Below are 17,855 nucleotides of genomic sequence, written 5' to 3' on the forward strand. Positions count from 1 at the left end.
GAGTTACTGCTTCTGGAGTCTGGCAGCCAGGTCTGCCGCCAACTGCTGGCTGAATGCTCCACTGGCGGCTCGTTGCAAGTGGTTGCCGTCGGTGGTAGCGTAGGGTTGGGTACTGTAATCCAGGTACGCAACGGAAAAATCAGCAGCCGTCTGGCGCATCAATTCGTCGAAACCAGGCTGATAAATCTGCTCTAGTTGCAGTAGCGACTGGCCGACCGGCAGGCGCACCAGCACCACGCGGCCATGCGGCTTCAGGAATGCAATGGTTTGGCGCAGAGCCTGCAAGCGCCCGGCCGAGAGGTGCTGACTGGCGGCCAACAGGCGGTAATCCTGCAGTTTGCGGGCGGTGCGGGCGCGGACCTGGGCGCTGTCGGTGCCGATGTTGACTTCGAGCCAACCATCGGGATGAAGGCGCTCGGTGGCGGTGGCGTAGTCCAGGGGCAGGCGGTAAAGGGGCTTGGTCTGGTAGCGGGTGAGGTAGGGCAGGTTGGGATTCTGGCTAACCTGATGCAGTTGGCCGATGAAGGACTGGTCTTCCGGAAACGTCCCTTCAGGACCGGTGAGCGACAGCGACCACGGGTCGACGGCCAGGATGAACAGGCCGTTGCGCACTTCGGGCCGCAGCTTGCGCCGGATGCTGGCCAGATAGGCCGGGCCGTAGGGCGAGTGCGTGAGCGTGAAAGCATAATTCAGCAGCGGCCCCTCGCACTGCCCGCCCAGCCGCGCCGCCAGCACTGCCGGTCGAATGCCCTGCGCCGCCCGCGACGTGCCCAGAATAAGTGAGCCGGCCAGCGGGCTCGTGAAGCGGCCATAAAATGCATCGACCCCGCCCCGCAGCACTACCGGGGCCAGCAACGTAGCGCCCAGCAGCCCCGCCCCGCCCAACAGCCCCAGGCGCAGCAGCAACTTTGTAACGGCAGTTCGCACGGACATTTTCAAAACTGGAAATAGATGAACGAAGTGCTGTTGAAAATGCCTAGGTACAGGATGAGCAGGGCCAAGCCCACGTAGCCCACCCAGCGCGTGGCGAAGGGCTGCGCGGCCAGCCACCCCTGCGGGCTGCGCTGGCTGGCGAAGTATTCTACCAGCAGCATCAGGCCCACGCTGAGGGCGGCCACGGCTAGTTCGGGGCGGTAGTGCTGGGAGAAATCGAGCAGCAGCGTGGCGAGTTGCCGGCCGTGCAGGTTCTGCCAGCCGCTGAATAAATGCCGGCTGATGAACAGGGCATCACTCAGCGTATTGGCCCGGAAGAATATCCAGGCGTAGGCCACCAGCCCGAACGTGATGAAGACGCCCACGCCCCGCCGCAGCCCCGGACGCGCCGCCAGACCCGTGAGCTGCGCCAGCCGCTCGCGCCAGGGCCGCGCCCAGGTACTGAGCACCAGATACATGCCGTGCAGGCCACCCCACACCAGAAACGTCCAGTTGGCCCCGTGCCAGAGGCCGCTCACGAGGAACACCACCAGCAGGTTGAAATAGGCCCGGCTTGGCGCTACCCGGCTGCCGCCCAGCGGGATATACAGATAATCCCGAAACCAGCTGGATAGCGACATATGCCAGCGCCGCCAGAACTCCGGCACTGAGGCCGACTGGTAGGGCTGCCGGAAATTCAGGTTAAAATCGAAGCCCAGCACCCGCGCGGCGCCCCGGGCCATGTCGGTATAGCCCGAAAAGTCGCCGTAAATCTGAAAGGTGAAGGCCAGCGTGGCCAGTATCAGCAGGGGGCCTTCAGGGTGTTGGCGGGGGTTGTTGAACACGGGGTTGACGAGCAGGGCCAGCCGGTCGGCCACCACCACTTTTTTGAACAGGCCCCAGGCCATGAGGCGCAGCCCGCTCACGATGCGGGCATAATCAAAGGCATGCTCTCGTCGGAATTGCGGCAGCATGTGCCCGCCGCGCTCGATAGGCCCGGCTACCAGCTGCGGAAAAAACGCCACGAACAACGCAAACCGCCCGAAATTCCGCTCCGCTTCCAGTCGGCCCTGGTACACATCAATTATGTAGCCCACCGACTGAAACGTGTAGAACGACACCCCCACCGGCAGCAGCAGCCCCAGCGCCGGCCCGGTACCAGTGGGCAGGTGTAGCGCCGTAGCAAGCTGCACAATCCCGTCCCGAAAGAAGTTGAAGTACTTGAAGATAAATAGCGTACCCAGGTTGCTGGCCAGGCTGAGGTAGAGCCACGGCCGTCGCTGCTGCTTGGTGGGCAGCTGGCTCATGCGGTAGCCGCTGTAGTAGTCGAGCAGCGTGGTGGCCAGCAGCAGCAGCGCATACACCGCCCGCCAGCTCATGTAGAAGTAGTAGCTGGCCAGCAGCAACAGTGTGTTGCGCCAGCGCGGCGGCAAGCCATAATACAGCCCGACGACTACCGGGAAAAAGACGAGGAAATGGAGGGAATTAAATAGCATTCGCAAGGCGGAAGCAGCTCCGCAGGCCAAAGGTCGGGAGTAGCGGGCGGTTTGTGCGTGGCGTTTGTCATCCTGAGCGCAGCGAAGGACCTTATTACGCCTATGCCAAGTGAGTTACGGCAAGTCGTTCAGCAATGAGAAGGTCCTTCACTGCGCTCAGGATGACAAACAACCCCAATCGCCAACCCCGAATGTCCTACTTTTGCAGTCCTGTTTTGGCTTATCAATTTTCATGGCTCTCGACCTCAACCACAAATCCATCCTAGTTACGGGTGGCACCGGCTCTTTCGGCAAGCAATTCGTCCGCACCGTTTTCGAACAATTTCCGCTGGTAAAACGCCTCGTGGTGTTCTCGCGCGACGAGCTGAAGCAGTATGAGATGAGCCAGGAATTCAGCCCCGCCAAGTACCCGGCCATCCGCTATTTCATTGGCGATGTGCGCGATGGTGAGCGCCTGCACCGCGCCTGCGAAGGCATCGACATCGTGATTCACGCCGCCGCCCTCAAGCAGGTGCCCGCCGCCGAGTACAACCCGATGGAGTGCATCAAGACCAATATTTTCGGGGCCGAAAACGTGATTAACGCCGCCCTCGATTGCGGCGTGAAGGATGTGGTGGCCCTGAGCACCGACAAAGCCGCCGCCCCCATCAACCTCTACGGCGCCACCAAATTGTGCTCGGATAAGCTCTTCGTGGCGGCCAACAACATGAAAGGCAAGCGCGATTTGCGCTTTTCGGTGGTGCGCTACGGCAACGTAATTGGCTCGCGCGGCTCGGTGGTGCCGTTCTTTCTGCAGCAGCGCCACACCGGCGTGCTGCCCATCACCCACCCCGACATGACGCGCTTCAACATCTCGCTCGAAGAAGGCGTTGACCTCGTGCTTTATGCGCTGGAGCACGCCTGGGGCGGCGAGATTTTCGTGCCGAAAATTCCTTCCTACAAAATCACGGAAGTGGCCCGCGCCATCGGCCCGGAGTGCGAGCAGAAAATCGTGGGCATCCGCCCCGGCGAGAAGCTGCACGAAGCCATGATTACCGAAACCGATGCCCTGAGTACCGTCGAACTGGCCCGCTACTACGTCATCCTGCCCTCGATGCCAACTTGGAGCGTCGATAAGTTCATCGAGGAATTCGATGGCAAGCGCGTGCCGCTGGGCTTCCAGTACGACTCGTTCAACAACGAGGAATGGCTGACGGCCGAGCAGATTCGGAAGGAAATCAGGCTGCACGTCGATGCCGATTTCGAAGCCTAGAACCACTTACTAAAACACCAAAAGCAACGGCTGCCCAAACAGGGCGGCCGTTGCTTTTGGTGCCGGTGCGGGCTAGCGCACCACCTCAACCAAACCCTTGTACTGCTGGCCCGTTGCTGGATTGCGCAGTTGGTAATAATATACGCCAGCGGGTTGCCCGGAGGCGTTCCAGCTATTGTCGTAGCGGGTTTGTTGAAATACCTGCCGGCCCCAACGGTTAAAAACGGTCAGGCTCCACTCCGCAGCTTCCAGGTTTTTTACTACAAAAAACTCATTGGATGGGTCTCCGTTGGGCGTGATGATATTGGGCAGTACCACTGAGCAGTTGCCATTGCGAATGGTGATGCTGGCGCGGTCGACACAACCGGATGGAGCCGTTAGCTCCACCGCATACTGGCCGGGGGCCTGCACCAGCTGTGATACTCCGGTGGACCCATCCTGCCAGCGGTAGCTTGTACCTGCTGGCTGGGAGCTGCGTACGCGCAGCAGGTAAGGCTGTTCTAAGCAAATGGTGGTGTCTTTACCCAGAAAAGCCTTCGGTGCGGGCAGGAAATCGACCCGGGCGCTGGCTTGCGCGGTGCACCCATTGGCATTGGTGATACTGACCATATAGGTCCCCGGCTGCCGGGCCTGCAGCGTGGGCTGGCGGGAGCCGTCCTGCCAGCGGTAGCTGATGCCGCTGGGCTGCGCACTCGGAACCAGCGCCACCGACTGCCCCGGGCAAATGAGGTAGAGCGGGGCTCCAAAACTAACCGTGGGAGCGGGCTGAATGTAGACGACCTGAAAGGTGGAGTATTGCTGCCCATTGGCCCCCGAAATGTTCAGCGTAACGGTGTACGCCCCGCTCTGCTGGTAAGTATGCACGGGGGCCTGGCCGATGCCAGTATTCAAGGCTCCCGAGGCGAGGTCGCCAAAATTCCAGCTGTAAACGGCCCCGCTCACGAATGGGCTGAGGGAGGAAGTAAATTGAACGGGTTCGCCCACACACTGCGGCCCCACCGATACACTGCCCGCTCCCGTTGCAGTTACGGAGCTCATGCCCAAATCATTGGGCGCTTTGGGCAATCCGTTATAGACGTATGTTCTGTCAAGAAATTCCAACACCGAATCCTTAAATGCGGAGTTCAGCCCCTTGGCATTGGGCTTCTCAAACCGAGACAACCATTTGGACCGGGAGCCCACCTGGTAAATGCGTCCGTCTGGCCCAAGCTGTAAATTTCCGGCGCTTCCGCCCAAGTTGGACAGGCTAGGGCCGGCCGCCACCGTGGTGCGCGAAGCAGCCACGGCAGCGGGCGTGCCAGCGGCCAAGTCGTACTGCCAGATTTCTTGGCCCCGAAGGGTATCGCAATACAGCTTGGTGCCGTCGGGTGAAAACTCCAAGCCTCCCACGCCAAAGACATTGCCCGCGGGTGCCCGGCGGCTGACCGAATCGGGAAGGACGAAGGAACTGGTCACCCGTCCCGAGCGGGCATCAAAGCGAGCCACTTCGTTGTAGAACAAACGCTTGGTAGTGGGGCCACCTGGGGCAAACAGCAAAAGAAAATTGCTGTAGACCAGCGTCCGGCCGTCAGTCGATGCCTTAAGCAGTGCTCGGCTGACGCCGCGAAATACCCGGCCGAGGAGGTTGGGTGTAAGAACCGGTTGCGCGTGAACGCCGTGCTGGTCAAGCAAAAAGCTGAGGTATTGCTGTTGGTCGTTTTTGACGATTAGCCACATGTCCCGCCCATTGGCGTGCCGCACCGCGGCTATCTCCGACTGCACGTAGCCGCCGACATTGGCATTGCCCCCGAACATGCTCTGCACGTTTGGGGTAATGGGCAGCGTCAGCACACTATCCCGGGCCACCACGTTGCCCAAGCCCCCCCGCTGGCGCATGTCGACGATGAAGTATGTTAGGTTTGGGAGTTCCTGGGGGGGCGGAGGAGTCGAGTTGGCGTTCCGGTACCAGTTTCGGGGCACGAAGACATAGTAGCGGCCCGGGTGACCTGGTTGAGGCACGGCCATTACCTCATAGCCAACGACGGTGGGGCTTGCGAGGTCCCCGCCGGGCATTATCTGCATGTCTCGGTCCCAGATGGTTTGGCCCGATGCAATGAACTGCAACGTACCTGCGCTATCCGAGACGCAGCTCGTATCATATAATAAATTGGGAATGCCCTGAAGTAACACGGAAACAGGGTCGGTAAGAAAGGTGAAGCTGGCCCGTTCGCCGAAGTACCAATTGGAAAACTGCCGCTGTGCCATCACCTGATTGTTCGCTAACAGCCAGCACGATACCAGCAACGCCAACGCCTGCCACGTTACCTTCCATTTCCCGAGAGCCATTACTTCATTTAAATTGGGTAGACCCAAAGCTACTAAAACGGCCTTGTTGCAACTGCTTGCAACAGGGCCGCAAGAGTGTATGTGAGCAGGGAAGTCCCGTCCGGCCCCTGCAAAGCGCTGCGCAGCCACATAGCCTGCGCACGGCAATTGGTTTTATCTTTGGCGGCTTATGCAGTCCCCTCTCACCCGCCCCCTGCCCTACGGACGCCAGAACATCACGGCCGCCGACATTGCCGCCGTCACGGCTGCCCTGCAGGCCGACTACCTGACGCAAGGCCCCACCGTGGCCGAGTTTGAGAAGCAGTTTGCCACCTACGTGGGGGCCCGCTACGCCGTGGCCGTGAGCAACGGCACCGCCGCCCTGCACCTCTGCGCCCTGGCCCTGAACGTGCAGCCCGGGCAGCGCGTCATCACCACGCCGCTCACCTTCTCGGCCTCGGCCAACTGCGTGCGCTACTGCGGCGGCGAAGTGCATTTTGCCGACATCGACCCGGCCACGGGCCTGATTGATTTGGTGAAAGTGAGGGCATTGCTCGAAGCACACCCCAAAGGCCATTTTACCGGGTTGATTCCGGTTGATTTTGCCGGGCTGGCCGTGAACCTGGAAGAAGCTCGCCAGTTGGCCGACGAGTTTGGCCTCTGGATAATTGAAGATGCCTGCCACGCGCCCGGCGGCTTTTTTATCGACTCCCAAGGCCAGGAGCAGCGCTGCGGCAACGGCCATTTTGCCGACCTCGCCATTTTCAGCTTCCATCCCGTGAAGCACATTGCCACCGGCGAGGGCGGCATGATTACCACCAACTCCGAGGCGCTGTTCCATCACCTGCTGCGCCTGCGCACCCACGGTATCACCCGCGACCCGGCCGACCTCCGGCGCGAGCCCGACGGCGGCTGGTACATGGAAATGCAGGAGCTCGGCTACAACTACCGTCTGCCCGATTTCAACTGCGCCCTCGGCCTCAGCCAGCTCGCCCGCGCCGATGAGGGCCTCGCCCGCCGCCGCCAACTGGCCGCGCAGTACGACGCTGCTTTTGCTCAGGTGCTCGGCCTCACGGTGCTGGCCCCCGGCCGCCCCGGCCATGCCTACCACCTCTACGTCATCGAAGTCGCCGACCGCAAAGGCCTGTACGATTTCCTGAAAACCAGGCAGATTTTCACGCAGGTCCACTACATTCCGGTACACCGGATGCCTTATTACGAAGACCTGGGCTGGCGCGAAGGCGACTTCCCGCTGGCCGAAGCATACTACGCCCGCTGCCTCAGCATCCCGCTCTTCCCCACGCTCACCGACGAGGAACAAGCCTACGTGGTGGCATGCATCGAAGAATTTTTGAGTGTTCAGAGTTGAATGTTGAGTGTGCGAATATCTCGCTCCAGCTCTCATTACCAACCCTTCAACTCAACACTCAACCCGTAACATTCAACACCTCCCAACCTTGCAGCACACCCAACAAGAAGATTTCTGGGCCGGCGATTTCGGCCGCGAATATACCGACCGCAACTCGCGCCCGCTCGACGAGTGGAACGCCTTTTACCGCGACCTCTACGGCCACACCAAGCTGGAAATGAACGCCGAATTCCTCAGCGACCTGCCCCGCGAGGCCCGGATTCTGGAAGTGGGCTGCAACACCGGCATGCAGCTGGTGGGCCTGCAGGCTGCCGGCTTCACCAACCTGTACGGCGTTGAGCTGCAACACTATGCCGTAGAGAAGGCCCGCGACTTTGTGCGCGGCGTGAACATCCTGCAAGGTAGCGGGTTCGACCTGCCCTTCAAGGACAATTACTTCGACGTGACCTGCACCAACGGCGTGCTCATCCACATCGCGCCCGAAGACCTGCCGCGCATCATGAGCGAGATGGTGCGCACCTCGCGCCGCTATATCATGGGCTACGAGTATTATGCCCCCGAAACCACGCCCATCAAGTACCGTGGCAACGAGGGCTTTCTCTGGAAAACCGACTTCGCACAGGTGTTTCTGGACAACTTCCCGAACCTGCGGCTGGTGAAGCAGAAGCTCTACCCCTACATCAACGATGCCGAGCGCGGCAACCAGGACGTGGTGTACCTGCTCGAAAAAATTTCCGAATAATGCAACGCGCCGGCATCATTTCGCAAGTGCGGATGGGCAGCACCCGGCTGCCGAGCAAGGTGCTGCTGCCTGCTGCCGGCCGGCCGCTGCTGGACTACCACGTAGCCCGCACCCGGCAAAGCGGCCTGCCCATCTACCTGGCCACCACCACCGAGCCGGCCGACGACGTGCTAGCCGCCTACGCCGAAACGAATCAGATTCCCTACCACCGGGGCAGCGAGGCCGATGTGCTGGCCCGCTACTACGAAACGGCGCAGAAGTTCGGACTCGATGTGGTTGTGCGCGTCACCTCCGACTGCCCGCTGGTGGACGGCCCGCTGATTGGCGCCGCCGTGGGACGATATCTGGAGGAAGGCAATCCGCTGGTGTACCGCTCCAATTCCATCGTCCGCACCTTTCCGCGCGGGCTGGACTTCGAGATTTTCTCGATGGAAATGCTGGCCGAAGCCTACGCCAACGCCACACTGCCGTATGAGCGGGAGCATGTCACGCCCTATCTCAAGGCCAACCCGGCCACGGCCGGGCGCGTGGTTTACCGCGACGAGGTGTGGCCCGGCGGCGACTTCAGCCGCTTCCGCATCACGCTGGATACGGCCGAGGATTATGCCGTGCTAAAGGCGCTCATCGAACAGCACCACGCCGACCAGCTGAACGTGCCCGACCTGCTGGCCCTGCTCGAAGCCCACCCCGAAATTATGGCCCTGAACGCGCACATCGAGCAAAAAACTACATGACCCTGCCCGATACTATTCGCCAGAACGAGTTCGGATTCTACGAAATCAAGAACAAGCCGACCCCGGAGGAACTTCGCGACTACTACGCCAGGCGCTACTATCAGGAAAACCTGACGACGTACCAGCCCGAGTACCCGGCCGAAGAGCTGGAGCACATTGAAGGCAAGCTGCGCCTGCGCCACTGGGTGCTGGAGCAGCTGCGTGGTACGGCCAGCGGCGCCGGCTCCTTTCTCGACATCGGCTGCGGCGAGGGCTGGGCGCTGGACTACTTCCAGCGGCAGGGCTGGGATGTGCTGGGCCTGGATTTCAGCAGCTTCAGCGTGGAGAAGTTTCACCCGGCGCTACGGGAGAAACTGCGCACCGGCGACTTGTATGAGCAGGTGCAAAAACTGGTGGCAGCGCGCCAGCAATTCGACGTGCTCTGGCTCGATAACGTGCTGGAACATGTGCTGGAACCAGCCGATTTGCTGCGCCAGTGCCGGCAGCTTATCAAGCCCAACGGTGTGCTGGTAGTAGACGTGCCCAACGATTTTTCTGCCCTGCAACAACACCTGCTGGACACCGGCCAAATCGACCGGCCTTTCTGGGTCGTGCTACCCGACCACCTCTCGTACTTCACGCAGTCCGGCCTGCGCAATCTGGCAGCAGCCACCAATTGGCGAGTTGCAAAAATTATTGGTGACCAGCCCATTGACCTCAATCTACTAAACCCAGCCACCAACTATGTAATGGACCGTGCGGCCGGCAAAGGTGCCCACCAATCCCGCTTGGTCCAGGACAATTTCCTGCTGCGCACCGCCCCCCTGCCGGCCGTGGCGGCCTACTACGAAGCGTTGGCCGGCGTTGGGCTGGGCCGCAGTATTGTTGCATTTTTGCAGCCGGATTAAGTAGTGGTTAATGATTAACGGTTAGTGGTTAGTGATGAGCAATTGGCTCTGTTCAACCGCAACAACACCAATCATTAACCACTAACCGTTAATCATTAACTACTGAATATGTCCCCTATTTCCGTGCTCAGCGGGGCCTCCGCGCCCGAGCAGTCGCGTCGCGAAGGCTTCGCCCAAACCCTGCGCGAGTCGCCAATTCCGAACACCGAGCTGCTCAACAACCTGGGCCTGTACCTGAACCGGCAGACGTTTTCGCGCCTGCTGTTCTTCACCGAACTCTACCAGCAAATCATCCCGGTTCACGGTGTGGCCATGGAATTTGGGGTGCGCTGGGGCCAGAACCTGGCGCTGATGCACGCCCTGCGCGGCATCTACGAGCCGTTCAACTACAACCGCAAAATCATTGGCTTCGACACCTTTGGCGGCTTCCCGTCGGTGGATGCCAAGGATGGCAAACTGGTGAAAGAAGGCGACTACGGCGTGACCGAAAACTACCAGGAATATCTGACTCAAATCCTGGCCCTGCACGAGGCCGACAGCCCCATCCCGCACAAGCGCAAGTTTGAGCTCGTGGCCGGCGACGCCTCCGAAACCGTACCCCGCTACCTGCGCGACCACCCCGAAACGGTCATCGCCTTCGCCTACTTCGATTTCGATATCTACGCCCCCACCAAAGCCTGCCTCGAAGCCATCCGCCCGCGCCTGACCAAAGGCGCGATTGTGGCCTTCGATGAGCTGAACTGCCCCGAGTTTCCCGGCGAAACACTGGCATTTGATGAGGTTTTTGGGGTAGCTAATTACGCCCTGCGCCGCAGCCCGCTCAACCCACTGATTTCGTATTTGGTGGTGTAATTTTCTTTGAAATGGTCATGCTGAGCGCAGTCGAAGCATCTCTACCGCAATAGTAAATGAATTACTTACGCGGTAGAGATGCTTCGACTGCGCTCAGCATGACCGTCATTTACCGTTGACCTTGACCACCTACCGCCCCCTCCCGCACGCTGAATACCGTTACGGAGCCTACCGACTTATCCCCATTCGCTACGAGGACCGGGAGCCCATTCGGGCCTGGCGCAATGCCCAACTAGAAGTACTACGCCAGGCCGGGCCGCTCACGGCCGAGCAGCAGGACGCTTACTTTCAGCGCGTAGTGTTACCTCTGTTCGAGCAGGAAAAGCCCGGCCAGTTGCTCTTCTCGCTTCTTTATGAGGATGAGCTGATTGCCTACGGCGGCCTGGTTCATCTTTCCTGGCCGGATTTGCGCGCCGAAGTTTCGTTTCTGGTGGAGCCCACACGGGCGGCAAATGCCGCTACGTACCGCCAGGATTTCCTGGCCCATTTGCGCTTGCTGGGCCAGGTAGCATTCGAGGGCTTGAAATTCAACCGTTTGTTTACCGAAACCTACGACATCCGGCCGGCCCACATTGCCATTTTGGAAGAAGCCGGTTTCCAGCTGGAAGGCCGTTTGCGTCAGCATATCCAGCTTGCGCCGGGTACTTTTACCGATTCACTGATGCACGGCCAACTGGCCGCCGACTATGCCACAGCCTTTGGAACTGCCCTTTAAACGAATTTTCATCAGCGGCGGGGCCGGCGTAATTGGTCAGGAAATGACGCGCCGACTGGCCTCGCTGAATGCGGATATTCAAGTATTGGTAGGCGACATCAAGCCGCGCCCGACTGACTTCCCGGCCCAATTCCAGTACCGGCAGGGCGATTTGAATTTCCTCACCGAAGCCGAAATCTCGGATTTTGCGCCTGATTTATTCATCCATCTTGCTGCAACCTTCGAGCGCAGCACCGAAACCTACGGCTTCTGGGAGGAGAATTTCCGGCACAACGTGCAGCTCAGCCACCACCTGATGACGGTGCAGAAAGACTTGCCCTCGCTGCGCCGGGTGGTGTTCGCCTCCAGCTACCTCATCTACGACCCGGCGCTCTACAACTTTACGGAAGTACCGGCCGCGCCCCGCAGCCTGCGCGAAACCGACCCCATCCTGCCCCGCAACCTGACGGGCATGGCCAAGCTGGCCCACGAAATCGAACTGCGCTTTCTCGACACGTTTCGGGCGCAGCAGTTCAGCACGGTGGCCCCGCGCATCTACCGCGGCTACGGGCGCAACGGGCGCGACATCACTTCGCGCTGGGTGCGGATGCTGCTGGCCGGCGAGGAAATCACGGTGTATGGGGCCGAGTCGTTTTTCGACTACCTCTACGCCGCCGACACGGCCGAGGGCCTGCTCCGCCTGGCCGCCGCCGAATCCGTGACCGGCCTCGTGAACCTGGGCACCGGCCGCGCCCGCCGCGTGGCCGATGTGGTCGAAGTACTGCAGCAAAACTTCCCCGGGATGCGGGTCAAGTACGTGGCTTCCGATATTCCGTTTGAAGCATCCCAGGCTGATATGACCTTGTGGTCGAGCCAGATAGATTGGCTACCCCCAACTACGCTTGAAGTAGCCATTCCCGAAATCATTGCCTTCGAGCGCGCCCGTCAGGACACACTTGCTACCACCGAAGCATCGGCCGCCAAAGGGCCGGGCCACGTTCTCATCAGCAGCATTTCGGCCAAAGTGCCGCTGGCCCACGCGGTAAAAAATGCCGCCAAACGCCTGAACCCCGGCATCAAACTAGTGGGCGGCGACCTCAATCCGCAGGCCCTGGGCTTTCACTTCACCGATGAAAGCTGGGTGATGCCCATGACGACCGACGAGCACCTGCCCGCCATCATCGGCGAGTGCCAGGCCCAGGGCATCACCCGCATTATTCCCACCCGCGACGGTGAGCTGGCCTTCTGGAGTCGGCATCGCGCCGCCCTGGCCGACGCCGGCATTGCCGTGCTGGTGAGCCCTCCCGAAGCCGTGCAACGCTGCCTCGACAAGCTCGAATTCAGCACCTTTGGTCAGGAAAACGGCTTGCCCATCATCCCCACCAGCCTCAGCATCGACACGCTGGCCGGCGACCAGCCCAATCCCAACGCCGCCTTTGTGGTGAAGGAGCGGTACGGGGCCGGCTCGCTCAGCCTGGGCCTCAACCTGCCTTACGCCGCCGCCGTGGCCCACGCCCAAACGCTGAGCGAACCCATCTTCCAGCCCTTCATCCAGGGCCGCGAAATCAGTGTGGATGGCTACGTGAGCCGCGCCGGCCGGGTGCACGGCCTCATGGCGCGCACCCGCGACGTGGTGGTGCGCGGCGAGTCGCAGATAACCACGACTTTCCACGACCCGCAGTTGCTGGCCCGCCTTACGCCCATTGTCGAACAGTTGGGGCTCTATGGTCCCTTCGTGCTGCAAGCGCTGCTCACCCCAGATGGGGACCTGCACATCATCGAATGCAATAGCCGCTTCGGCGGGGCCTCCACGCTGGGCATCGCGGCGGGGGTCGATTCCTTTTTCTGGTTCTTGCAGGAAGCGGCGGGGGCTGATTTGCAGCAGTTTCCATTCCGTCCGGTGGCAGGGCCGTTGCGGCAGGTGCGGATGGCAACGGATGTGGTAGTAGCGGCGTAGGGTACGGGGCTTGCCCCCTCCCGCCGCTGGAACGACTTTAATTTTTAGTTATCGAATGGCCCCATCTGTGGGCGGTTCAATTGCGGGCGGGGACAAGCCCCGCACCCTACTCCACATGCCCGTTCTTGTTTTCGACCTCGACGACACGCTGTACCCCGAATTGAGCTACGTGCACAGCGGTTTTCGGGCCGTGGCGGAGTTTCTGAGTCCGCTGCTGGGAGTACCGGCCGAAACGCTGGCAGCCGGAATGATTGCCGAGGAAGCCGTGCAAGGCCGGGGGCAAGTCTTTGATAATGTGCTGCGTGAACACGGCAAATGGAGCAAGACGCTGGTGGCGGCTTGCCTGCGCACCTACCGGCAGCACCGGCCCACGCTGAGCCTGTATCCGGATGCCGAGCGCTGCCTCACCCGCTTCGCCGACTGGCCGCTCTACATCGTGACCGATGGTCACAAGGAGGTGCAAGCCCGCAAGGTAGCCGCGCTGCACCTGGCCGGCCGGGTGCGCCACGCCTACCTCACCAACCGCTACGGCCGCCACCGCGCCAAGCCCGACCCGCACGTATTCCAGTTGATTTGCCGGCGCGAAGGCGTGACGCCGGAAGAAGTGACTTACGTGGGCGACAACGTGCGCAAAGACTTTGTGGGCATCAAGCCATTGGGTTTCAAAACAGTGCGCATTCTGCGAGGCAACTATGCCCACTACGAAGCCGATGCCGCCCACGAGGCCGACCGGAGCATTCATTCGCTGGATGAGTTGTAGCGCGGACTTTGTAGTCCACGAGTTGCTCGTTTGCAGCTTGCCTGTTCGCGGGCTGCAAAGTCCGCGCTACATCGCGCTATTGCCGCACGTACCTTTGCGCTTCCGATTCGCATCCCAAAAATCATGACCGAAATCACCATCGGTGGCCGTTTGGTTGGCCCCGCGCACAAGCCGTTTATCATCGCCGAAATGTCCGGCAACCACAACCAGAGCCTCGACCGTGCGCTGGCTCTAGTGGATGCCGCCGCCGCCGCAGGCGTCGATGCCCTTAAGCTTCAGACCTATACCGCCGATACCATCACGATGGACACCGGCTTTGCCATCGACGAGGAAGGCCAGTCATTGTGGGAGGGCAAGAACTTGTACAAGCTTTACGAAGAAGCCCACACACCCTGGGAATGGCATGCCGAACTGTTTGCCCGCGCCCGGCAGCACGGCATGCTGGCCTTCAGCTCGCCGTTTGATGAGACGGCGGTGGATTTCTTGGAAAAGCTGGACGTGCCGGCTTACAAAATTGCCTCCTTCGAAAACGCTCATTGGCCGCTCCTGCGCAAGGTGGCCGCAACCGGTAAACCCGTGATAGTGAGCACCGGGGCCGCCACCCTGGCCGAGATTGACGACGCAGTGCGCGTGTTGCGCGAAGCCGGCTGTCGCGAGCTGGTGCTGCTAAAATGCACCAGCACCTACCCCGCCTCGCCGGCCAATACCAACCTCCGCACCATCCCGGTGCTGGCCGAAACCTTCGGCTGCCCCATTGGCCTGAGCGACCACACCATGGGCGTGGGCGCGAGCGTGGCCGCCGTGGCCCTGGGCGCCTGCGTCATCGAGAAACACTTCACCCTGAGCCGGGCCGAAGGCGGCGTAGATTCCGCATTTTCGCTGGAGCCGCACGAGCTGAAAAGCCTGGTTGAAGAAACCGAGCGCGCCCACCAGGCGCTGGGCACGGTGCAGCTCTGCATCCAGACCGGCGAGGAGAAAAGCCGACTCTACAAGCGCAGCATTTACGTGGCCAAGCCCATTGCGGCTGGCGAGGAATTCACGACGGATAACCTGAAAATCATTCGGCCCGGCGATGGCCTGTGGCCGCGCCACTGGGAAGTGGTGCTGGGCCGCAAAGCCGCGAAGGACCTGAAACCCGGCACGCCACTGACCTGGGAGGCGCTATAATGTCGGCCCGAACCCTGCCGCTCATCCCGCGCCTGCGCGACATTTTGCAGCTGCGCTTCACGGCAATTTTTGCGGGGCTGCCCCCGGCGGCACTGGCCGATATTTCGCCGGCCAACCCGCTGAAGCGGCTGGCGCGTGTGCTGGGCTACGCAGGCTTGCGACTAGTAGGCAACATCGTTAAGCCGATAAAAAACCGTGACGACCTGCACGGCAAAGTCTGGCTCTACGTGGTGAGTGCCAATAACTACGATGCGCTGGAGTTCATCCAAAAGGCCCGGCCGGATGCCGTGCTGGTAGCAGGTCAGGGCAAGAATATTGGCCGGTATAACGCGGCGGTGAACCGGCTCTCGCTGCGGAGCAAGCTGCTGTATTATTGGCAATTTCCGCTGGCTTTTCTTGGCTTGCTGAAAACGGATGGCGGCCGGGCGTGGCGGTTTTTCGACTTCATTTTTTACGCCATTGGCTACTATGAAGTATACCGGACGGCGCTGCGGCACTATCGGCCGCGGGCCGTGGTTTTCTCCAACGACCACAACGATGACACCCGCTCCCTGCTGCTGGCCTGCCGGGCCGAGGGCGTGCCCACCGCCTACGTGCAGCACGCCAGCGTGAGTGCCAACTTCCCGCCCCTGGGCTTCGACCTGAGCCTGCTGGAAGGCCAGGACGCGCTGGACAAATACCGCCTCTGCGGCCCCGTGCAAGGCCGCGTGGAGCTAGTAGGAATGCCCAAGGCCGACGCCTACCTCGACCAGAAAAATACTGCGCCCGCCGTGCGGCGCGTCGGTATCGCCTGCAACATTCACGACCCCATGCCAGCATTGGTTGATACGCTGGTGTACCTGCTACGTGAGCTGCCGGAACTCACCTTCACGCTGCGCCCGCACCCCAGCGACGGCCGAGACTTTGAGCCGCTGCGGAAGCTGTTGCCGGCCCTGCAATGGTCAAGCGCCCGCCAGGAAAACGTGTTCGACTTCCTGCTGCGGCAGGATGCGCTGGTGGCCGCCGATACTTCCACCCACCTTGAAGCCACGCTGCTAAACGTGGCCAGCATCTACTTCCGCTTCGGCACCTTTGCCCTCACCAACGACTACTACGGCTACGCCGCCCGGGGCCTCGTGGAGCGGGCCGACACGCCCGCCGAGCTGACGGCCGCCCTGCGCCGATACGCCCAACACAAACCCGCCGACCTCTACCTACGGGCGACATACTACAATGCCACGCTGGGCACACCCGACGAAGGTCGCAGCCAATTGCGCACCGCCGCAATACTAAACAATTGGCTGAATCAGGCTGACACAGGCATCTGATATACAGTTGTTTTTACAAATAAATACACATGTCATCGGCTATTGCATTGCCTCCGATAAGTGCCGTTCCGGTTTCTGCCGAAATGCGGCTGGCCTATGTGTGGCGGCATTTTCGGATGGCCTATGTGAATGTGCCTGCGGCGCTGATTGGCTACGCTGGGAGCCAGCAGCCCATTGAAGTAGCGGACCTGGCGGACGGCTTTTTTCAGGGCCAAAGCCCTTACCCGGCCGCCCCGAACTACCGCAACTGGGCCGGGCAGCAGGTGCCGTTTTTCTTTGATAACAGGAATGAGGAGTCGTTGCTCAACCGGCAGACCGACCACGTCGTCATCCACGCCGATGTTATCTCGGCTGCCTTCTACCTGCTCAGCGGTTGGCAGGAATACTTCTCCGATGCACGCGACCGGCACGGGCGTTTCCCCTATTCGGCCAGTGTGCAAAAGCAGTACGGTTTCGTGGCGCTGCCGGTGGTGAACTACTATTTCGACGTGCTGAAAACGGCGGTGGAACACGTCACTGGTCAGCCGCTGATTGCACGGCGCTGGAACTGCTCAGCTCCCTTTGCGGCCTTCATCACCCACGACATCGACAACCTGCGCAGCGCATGGAAAGCGCCCACCAAAGCCGCACTGAAACAAGGCCAGCTCGGGCGTTTCGGCCAGCAGTTGTGGAAGCACCTGACGCAGCCTGATGCCTGGGACAACCTGGAAGCCGTGGCCGATACCGTCGCGGAATATGGCGCGGCCTCTACTTTTTTTGTATTGCCCGAGCGTCGGAAGGGTGCTAACGGCACGCCGAATGCCGACTACGCCCTTAATACGGCCCTGCGCCAGCGCCTGCATCGGCTCCAGCAGCAGGGCTTCGAAACAGGCCTGCACGGCAGCATCGGCACTGCTGCGGAGGCGGCCCGACTGAACCGGGAAAAAGCAACCCTGCAGCCGGATTGCGACGGCCTGCGCTTCCACTACCTGTGCTGGGAACCCCGCACGACTCCTGCATTGGTTGAGGCCAGCGACAACTTTGCTTACGATTCAACCCTGGGATTTGCCGAGCATTTCGGCTTTCGCCATTCCTACTGCCTACCGTTTTATCCCTTCAACTTCTCAGCGGGTGCCGCGTGTAAATTCCTGGAAATTCCGCTCAATGTGATGGATGCGACCTTGCACCATCCCAATTACTTACAGCTTCAGCCCGAGGAAATTCTGCCCGCACTCCGGCCGATGTTTGATGAGATTGAGCGGTTTGGCGGGGTAGCCACCGTGCTCTGGCACAACGACCATTTCGACCCGGCTAACCTCGTAACCGGCCCGCGCCAGTTTGCCGAAATCATGCGCTATTTGCAGCAGCGCGGGGCATCTTTTCTCACCGGAAGCCAGATTGTGGCCGAACTTTGAGGCCCGCAGTAGCCGTGGGTGCACCTTT

The 17,855-nt window shown here is 60.9% G+C and carries 15 protein-coding genes; 12 read left to right on the plus strand and 3 right to left on the minus strand.

From position 1 onward, the window contains the following. Positions 1-3: 3 nt before the first annotated feature. A complete protein-coding gene (locus ACYVM5_RS19760) occupies positions 4-933 on the minus strand; it encodes a hypothetical protein (RefSeq protein WP_460619805.1) in 930 nt (309 codons plus the stop codon). Positions 934-935: 2 nt separating this feature from the next. Continuing rightward, positions 936-2,408 carry an MBOAT family O-acyltransferase gene (locus ACYVM5_RS19765; protein ID WP_460619806.1) on the minus strand — a complete coding sequence of 491 codons (1,473 nt, stop codon included), beginning with the start codon at positions 2,406-2,408 and terminating at the stop codon, positions 936-938. 232 nt (positions 2,409-2,640) lie between these two features. On the opposite strand from ACYVM5_RS19765, the gene pseB reads away from it, so the two are divergent. Next, a complete protein-coding gene (pseB, locus tag ACYVM5_RS19770; protein WP_460619807.1) occupies positions 2,641-3,660 on the plus strand; it encodes a UDP-N-acetylglucosamine 4,6-dehydratase (inverting) in 1,020 nt (339 codons plus the stop codon). 72 nt (positions 3,661-3,732) lie between these two features. Here pseB and ACYVM5_RS19775 read toward each other — a convergent pair whose 3' ends face one another. Continuing rightward, on the minus strand, positions 3,733-5,535 hold the full coding sequence (locus tag ACYVM5_RS19775; protein WP_460619808.1) for a T9SS type B sorting domain-containing protein: 1,803 nt from the start codon (positions 5,533-5,535) through the stop codon (positions 3,733-3,735). Positions 5,536-6,154: 619 nt separating this feature from the next. Here ACYVM5_RS19775 and pseC point away from each other — a divergent pair. From pseC to ACYVM5_RS19830, 11 genes are all read left to right on the plus strand, one after another. After that, positions 6,155-7,333: a PLP-dependent aminotransferase family protein gene (gene pseC, locus ACYVM5_RS19780; RefSeq protein WP_460619809.1), complete on the plus strand. Its 1,179-nt coding sequence runs from the start codon at positions 6,155-6,157 to the stop codon at positions 7,331-7,333. Positions 7,334-7,421: 88 nt separating this feature from the next. Continuing rightward, on the plus strand, positions 7,422-8,075 hold the full coding sequence (locus tag ACYVM5_RS19785) for a class I SAM-dependent methyltransferase (RefSeq protein WP_460619810.1): 654 nt from the start codon (positions 7,422-7,424) through the stop codon (positions 8,073-8,075). Continuing rightward, the gene (locus ACYVM5_RS19790) at positions 8,075-8,809 is read left to right on the plus strand and encodes a cytidylyltransferase domain-containing protein (RefSeq protein ID WP_460619811.1); all 735 of its coding nucleotides are present in this window, start codon (positions 8,075-8,077) and stop codon (positions 8,807-8,809) included. Before ACYVM5_RS19785 ends, ACYVM5_RS19790 begins: the two co-directional genes overlap by 1 nt. Next, positions 8,806-9,696: a class I SAM-dependent methyltransferase gene (locus ACYVM5_RS19795; protein WP_460619812.1), complete on the plus strand. Its 891-nt coding sequence runs from the start codon at positions 8,806-8,808 to the stop codon at positions 9,694-9,696. The genes ACYVM5_RS19790 and ACYVM5_RS19795 overlap by 4 nt, the downstream gene beginning before the upstream one ends. Positions 9,697-9,804: 108 nt before the next feature. Further along, the gene (locus ACYVM5_RS19800; protein WP_460619813.1) at positions 9,805-10,548 is read left to right on the plus strand and encodes a class I SAM-dependent methyltransferase; all 744 of its coding nucleotides are present in this window, start codon (positions 9,805-9,807) and stop codon (positions 10,546-10,548) included. A gap of 121 nt (positions 10,549-10,669) precedes the next feature. After that, positions 10,670-11,263, plus strand: coding sequence for a GNAT family N-acetyltransferase (locus ACYVM5_RS19805; protein ID WP_460619814.1), 594 nt, complete (start codon positions 10,670-10,672; stop codon positions 11,261-11,263). Continuing rightward, complete coding sequence (locus tag ACYVM5_RS19810) at positions 11,235-13,199, plus strand: NAD-dependent epimerase/dehydratase family protein (protein WP_460619815.1); 1,965 nt, start codon at positions 11,235-11,237, stop codon at positions 13,197-13,199. The genes ACYVM5_RS19805 and ACYVM5_RS19810 overlap by 29 nt, the downstream gene beginning before the upstream one ends. Before the next feature lie 115 nt (positions 13,200-13,314). Then, entirely contained in the window at positions 13,315-13,959 is a 645-nt protein-coding gene (locus tag ACYVM5_RS19815; RefSeq protein ID WP_460619816.1) for an HAD family hydrolase, read from the plus strand. Between the two features lie 123 nt (positions 13,960-14,082). Further along, the gene (gene pseI / locus ACYVM5_RS19820) at positions 14,083-15,126 is read left to right on the plus strand and encodes an N-acetylneuraminate synthase family protein (RefSeq protein WP_460619817.1); all 1,044 of its coding nucleotides are present in this window, start codon (positions 14,083-14,085) and stop codon (positions 15,124-15,126) included. Continuing rightward, positions 15,126-16,433, plus strand: a complete 1,308-nt coding sequence (locus ACYVM5_RS19825; RefSeq protein WP_460619818.1) for a glycosyltransferase family protein — start codon at positions 15,126-15,128, stop codon at positions 16,431-16,433. The genes pseI and ACYVM5_RS19825 overlap by 1 nt, the downstream gene beginning before the upstream one ends. Positions 16,434-16,516: 83 nt before the next feature. Continuing rightward, positions 16,517-17,827, plus strand: a complete 1,311-nt coding sequence (locus tag ACYVM5_RS19830) for a polysaccharide deacetylase family protein (protein ID WP_460619819.1) — start codon at positions 16,517-16,519, stop codon at positions 17,825-17,827. Positions 17,828-17,855: the final 28 nt, after the last annotated feature.

The organism is Hymenobacter ruber (genome assembly GCF_054783255.1).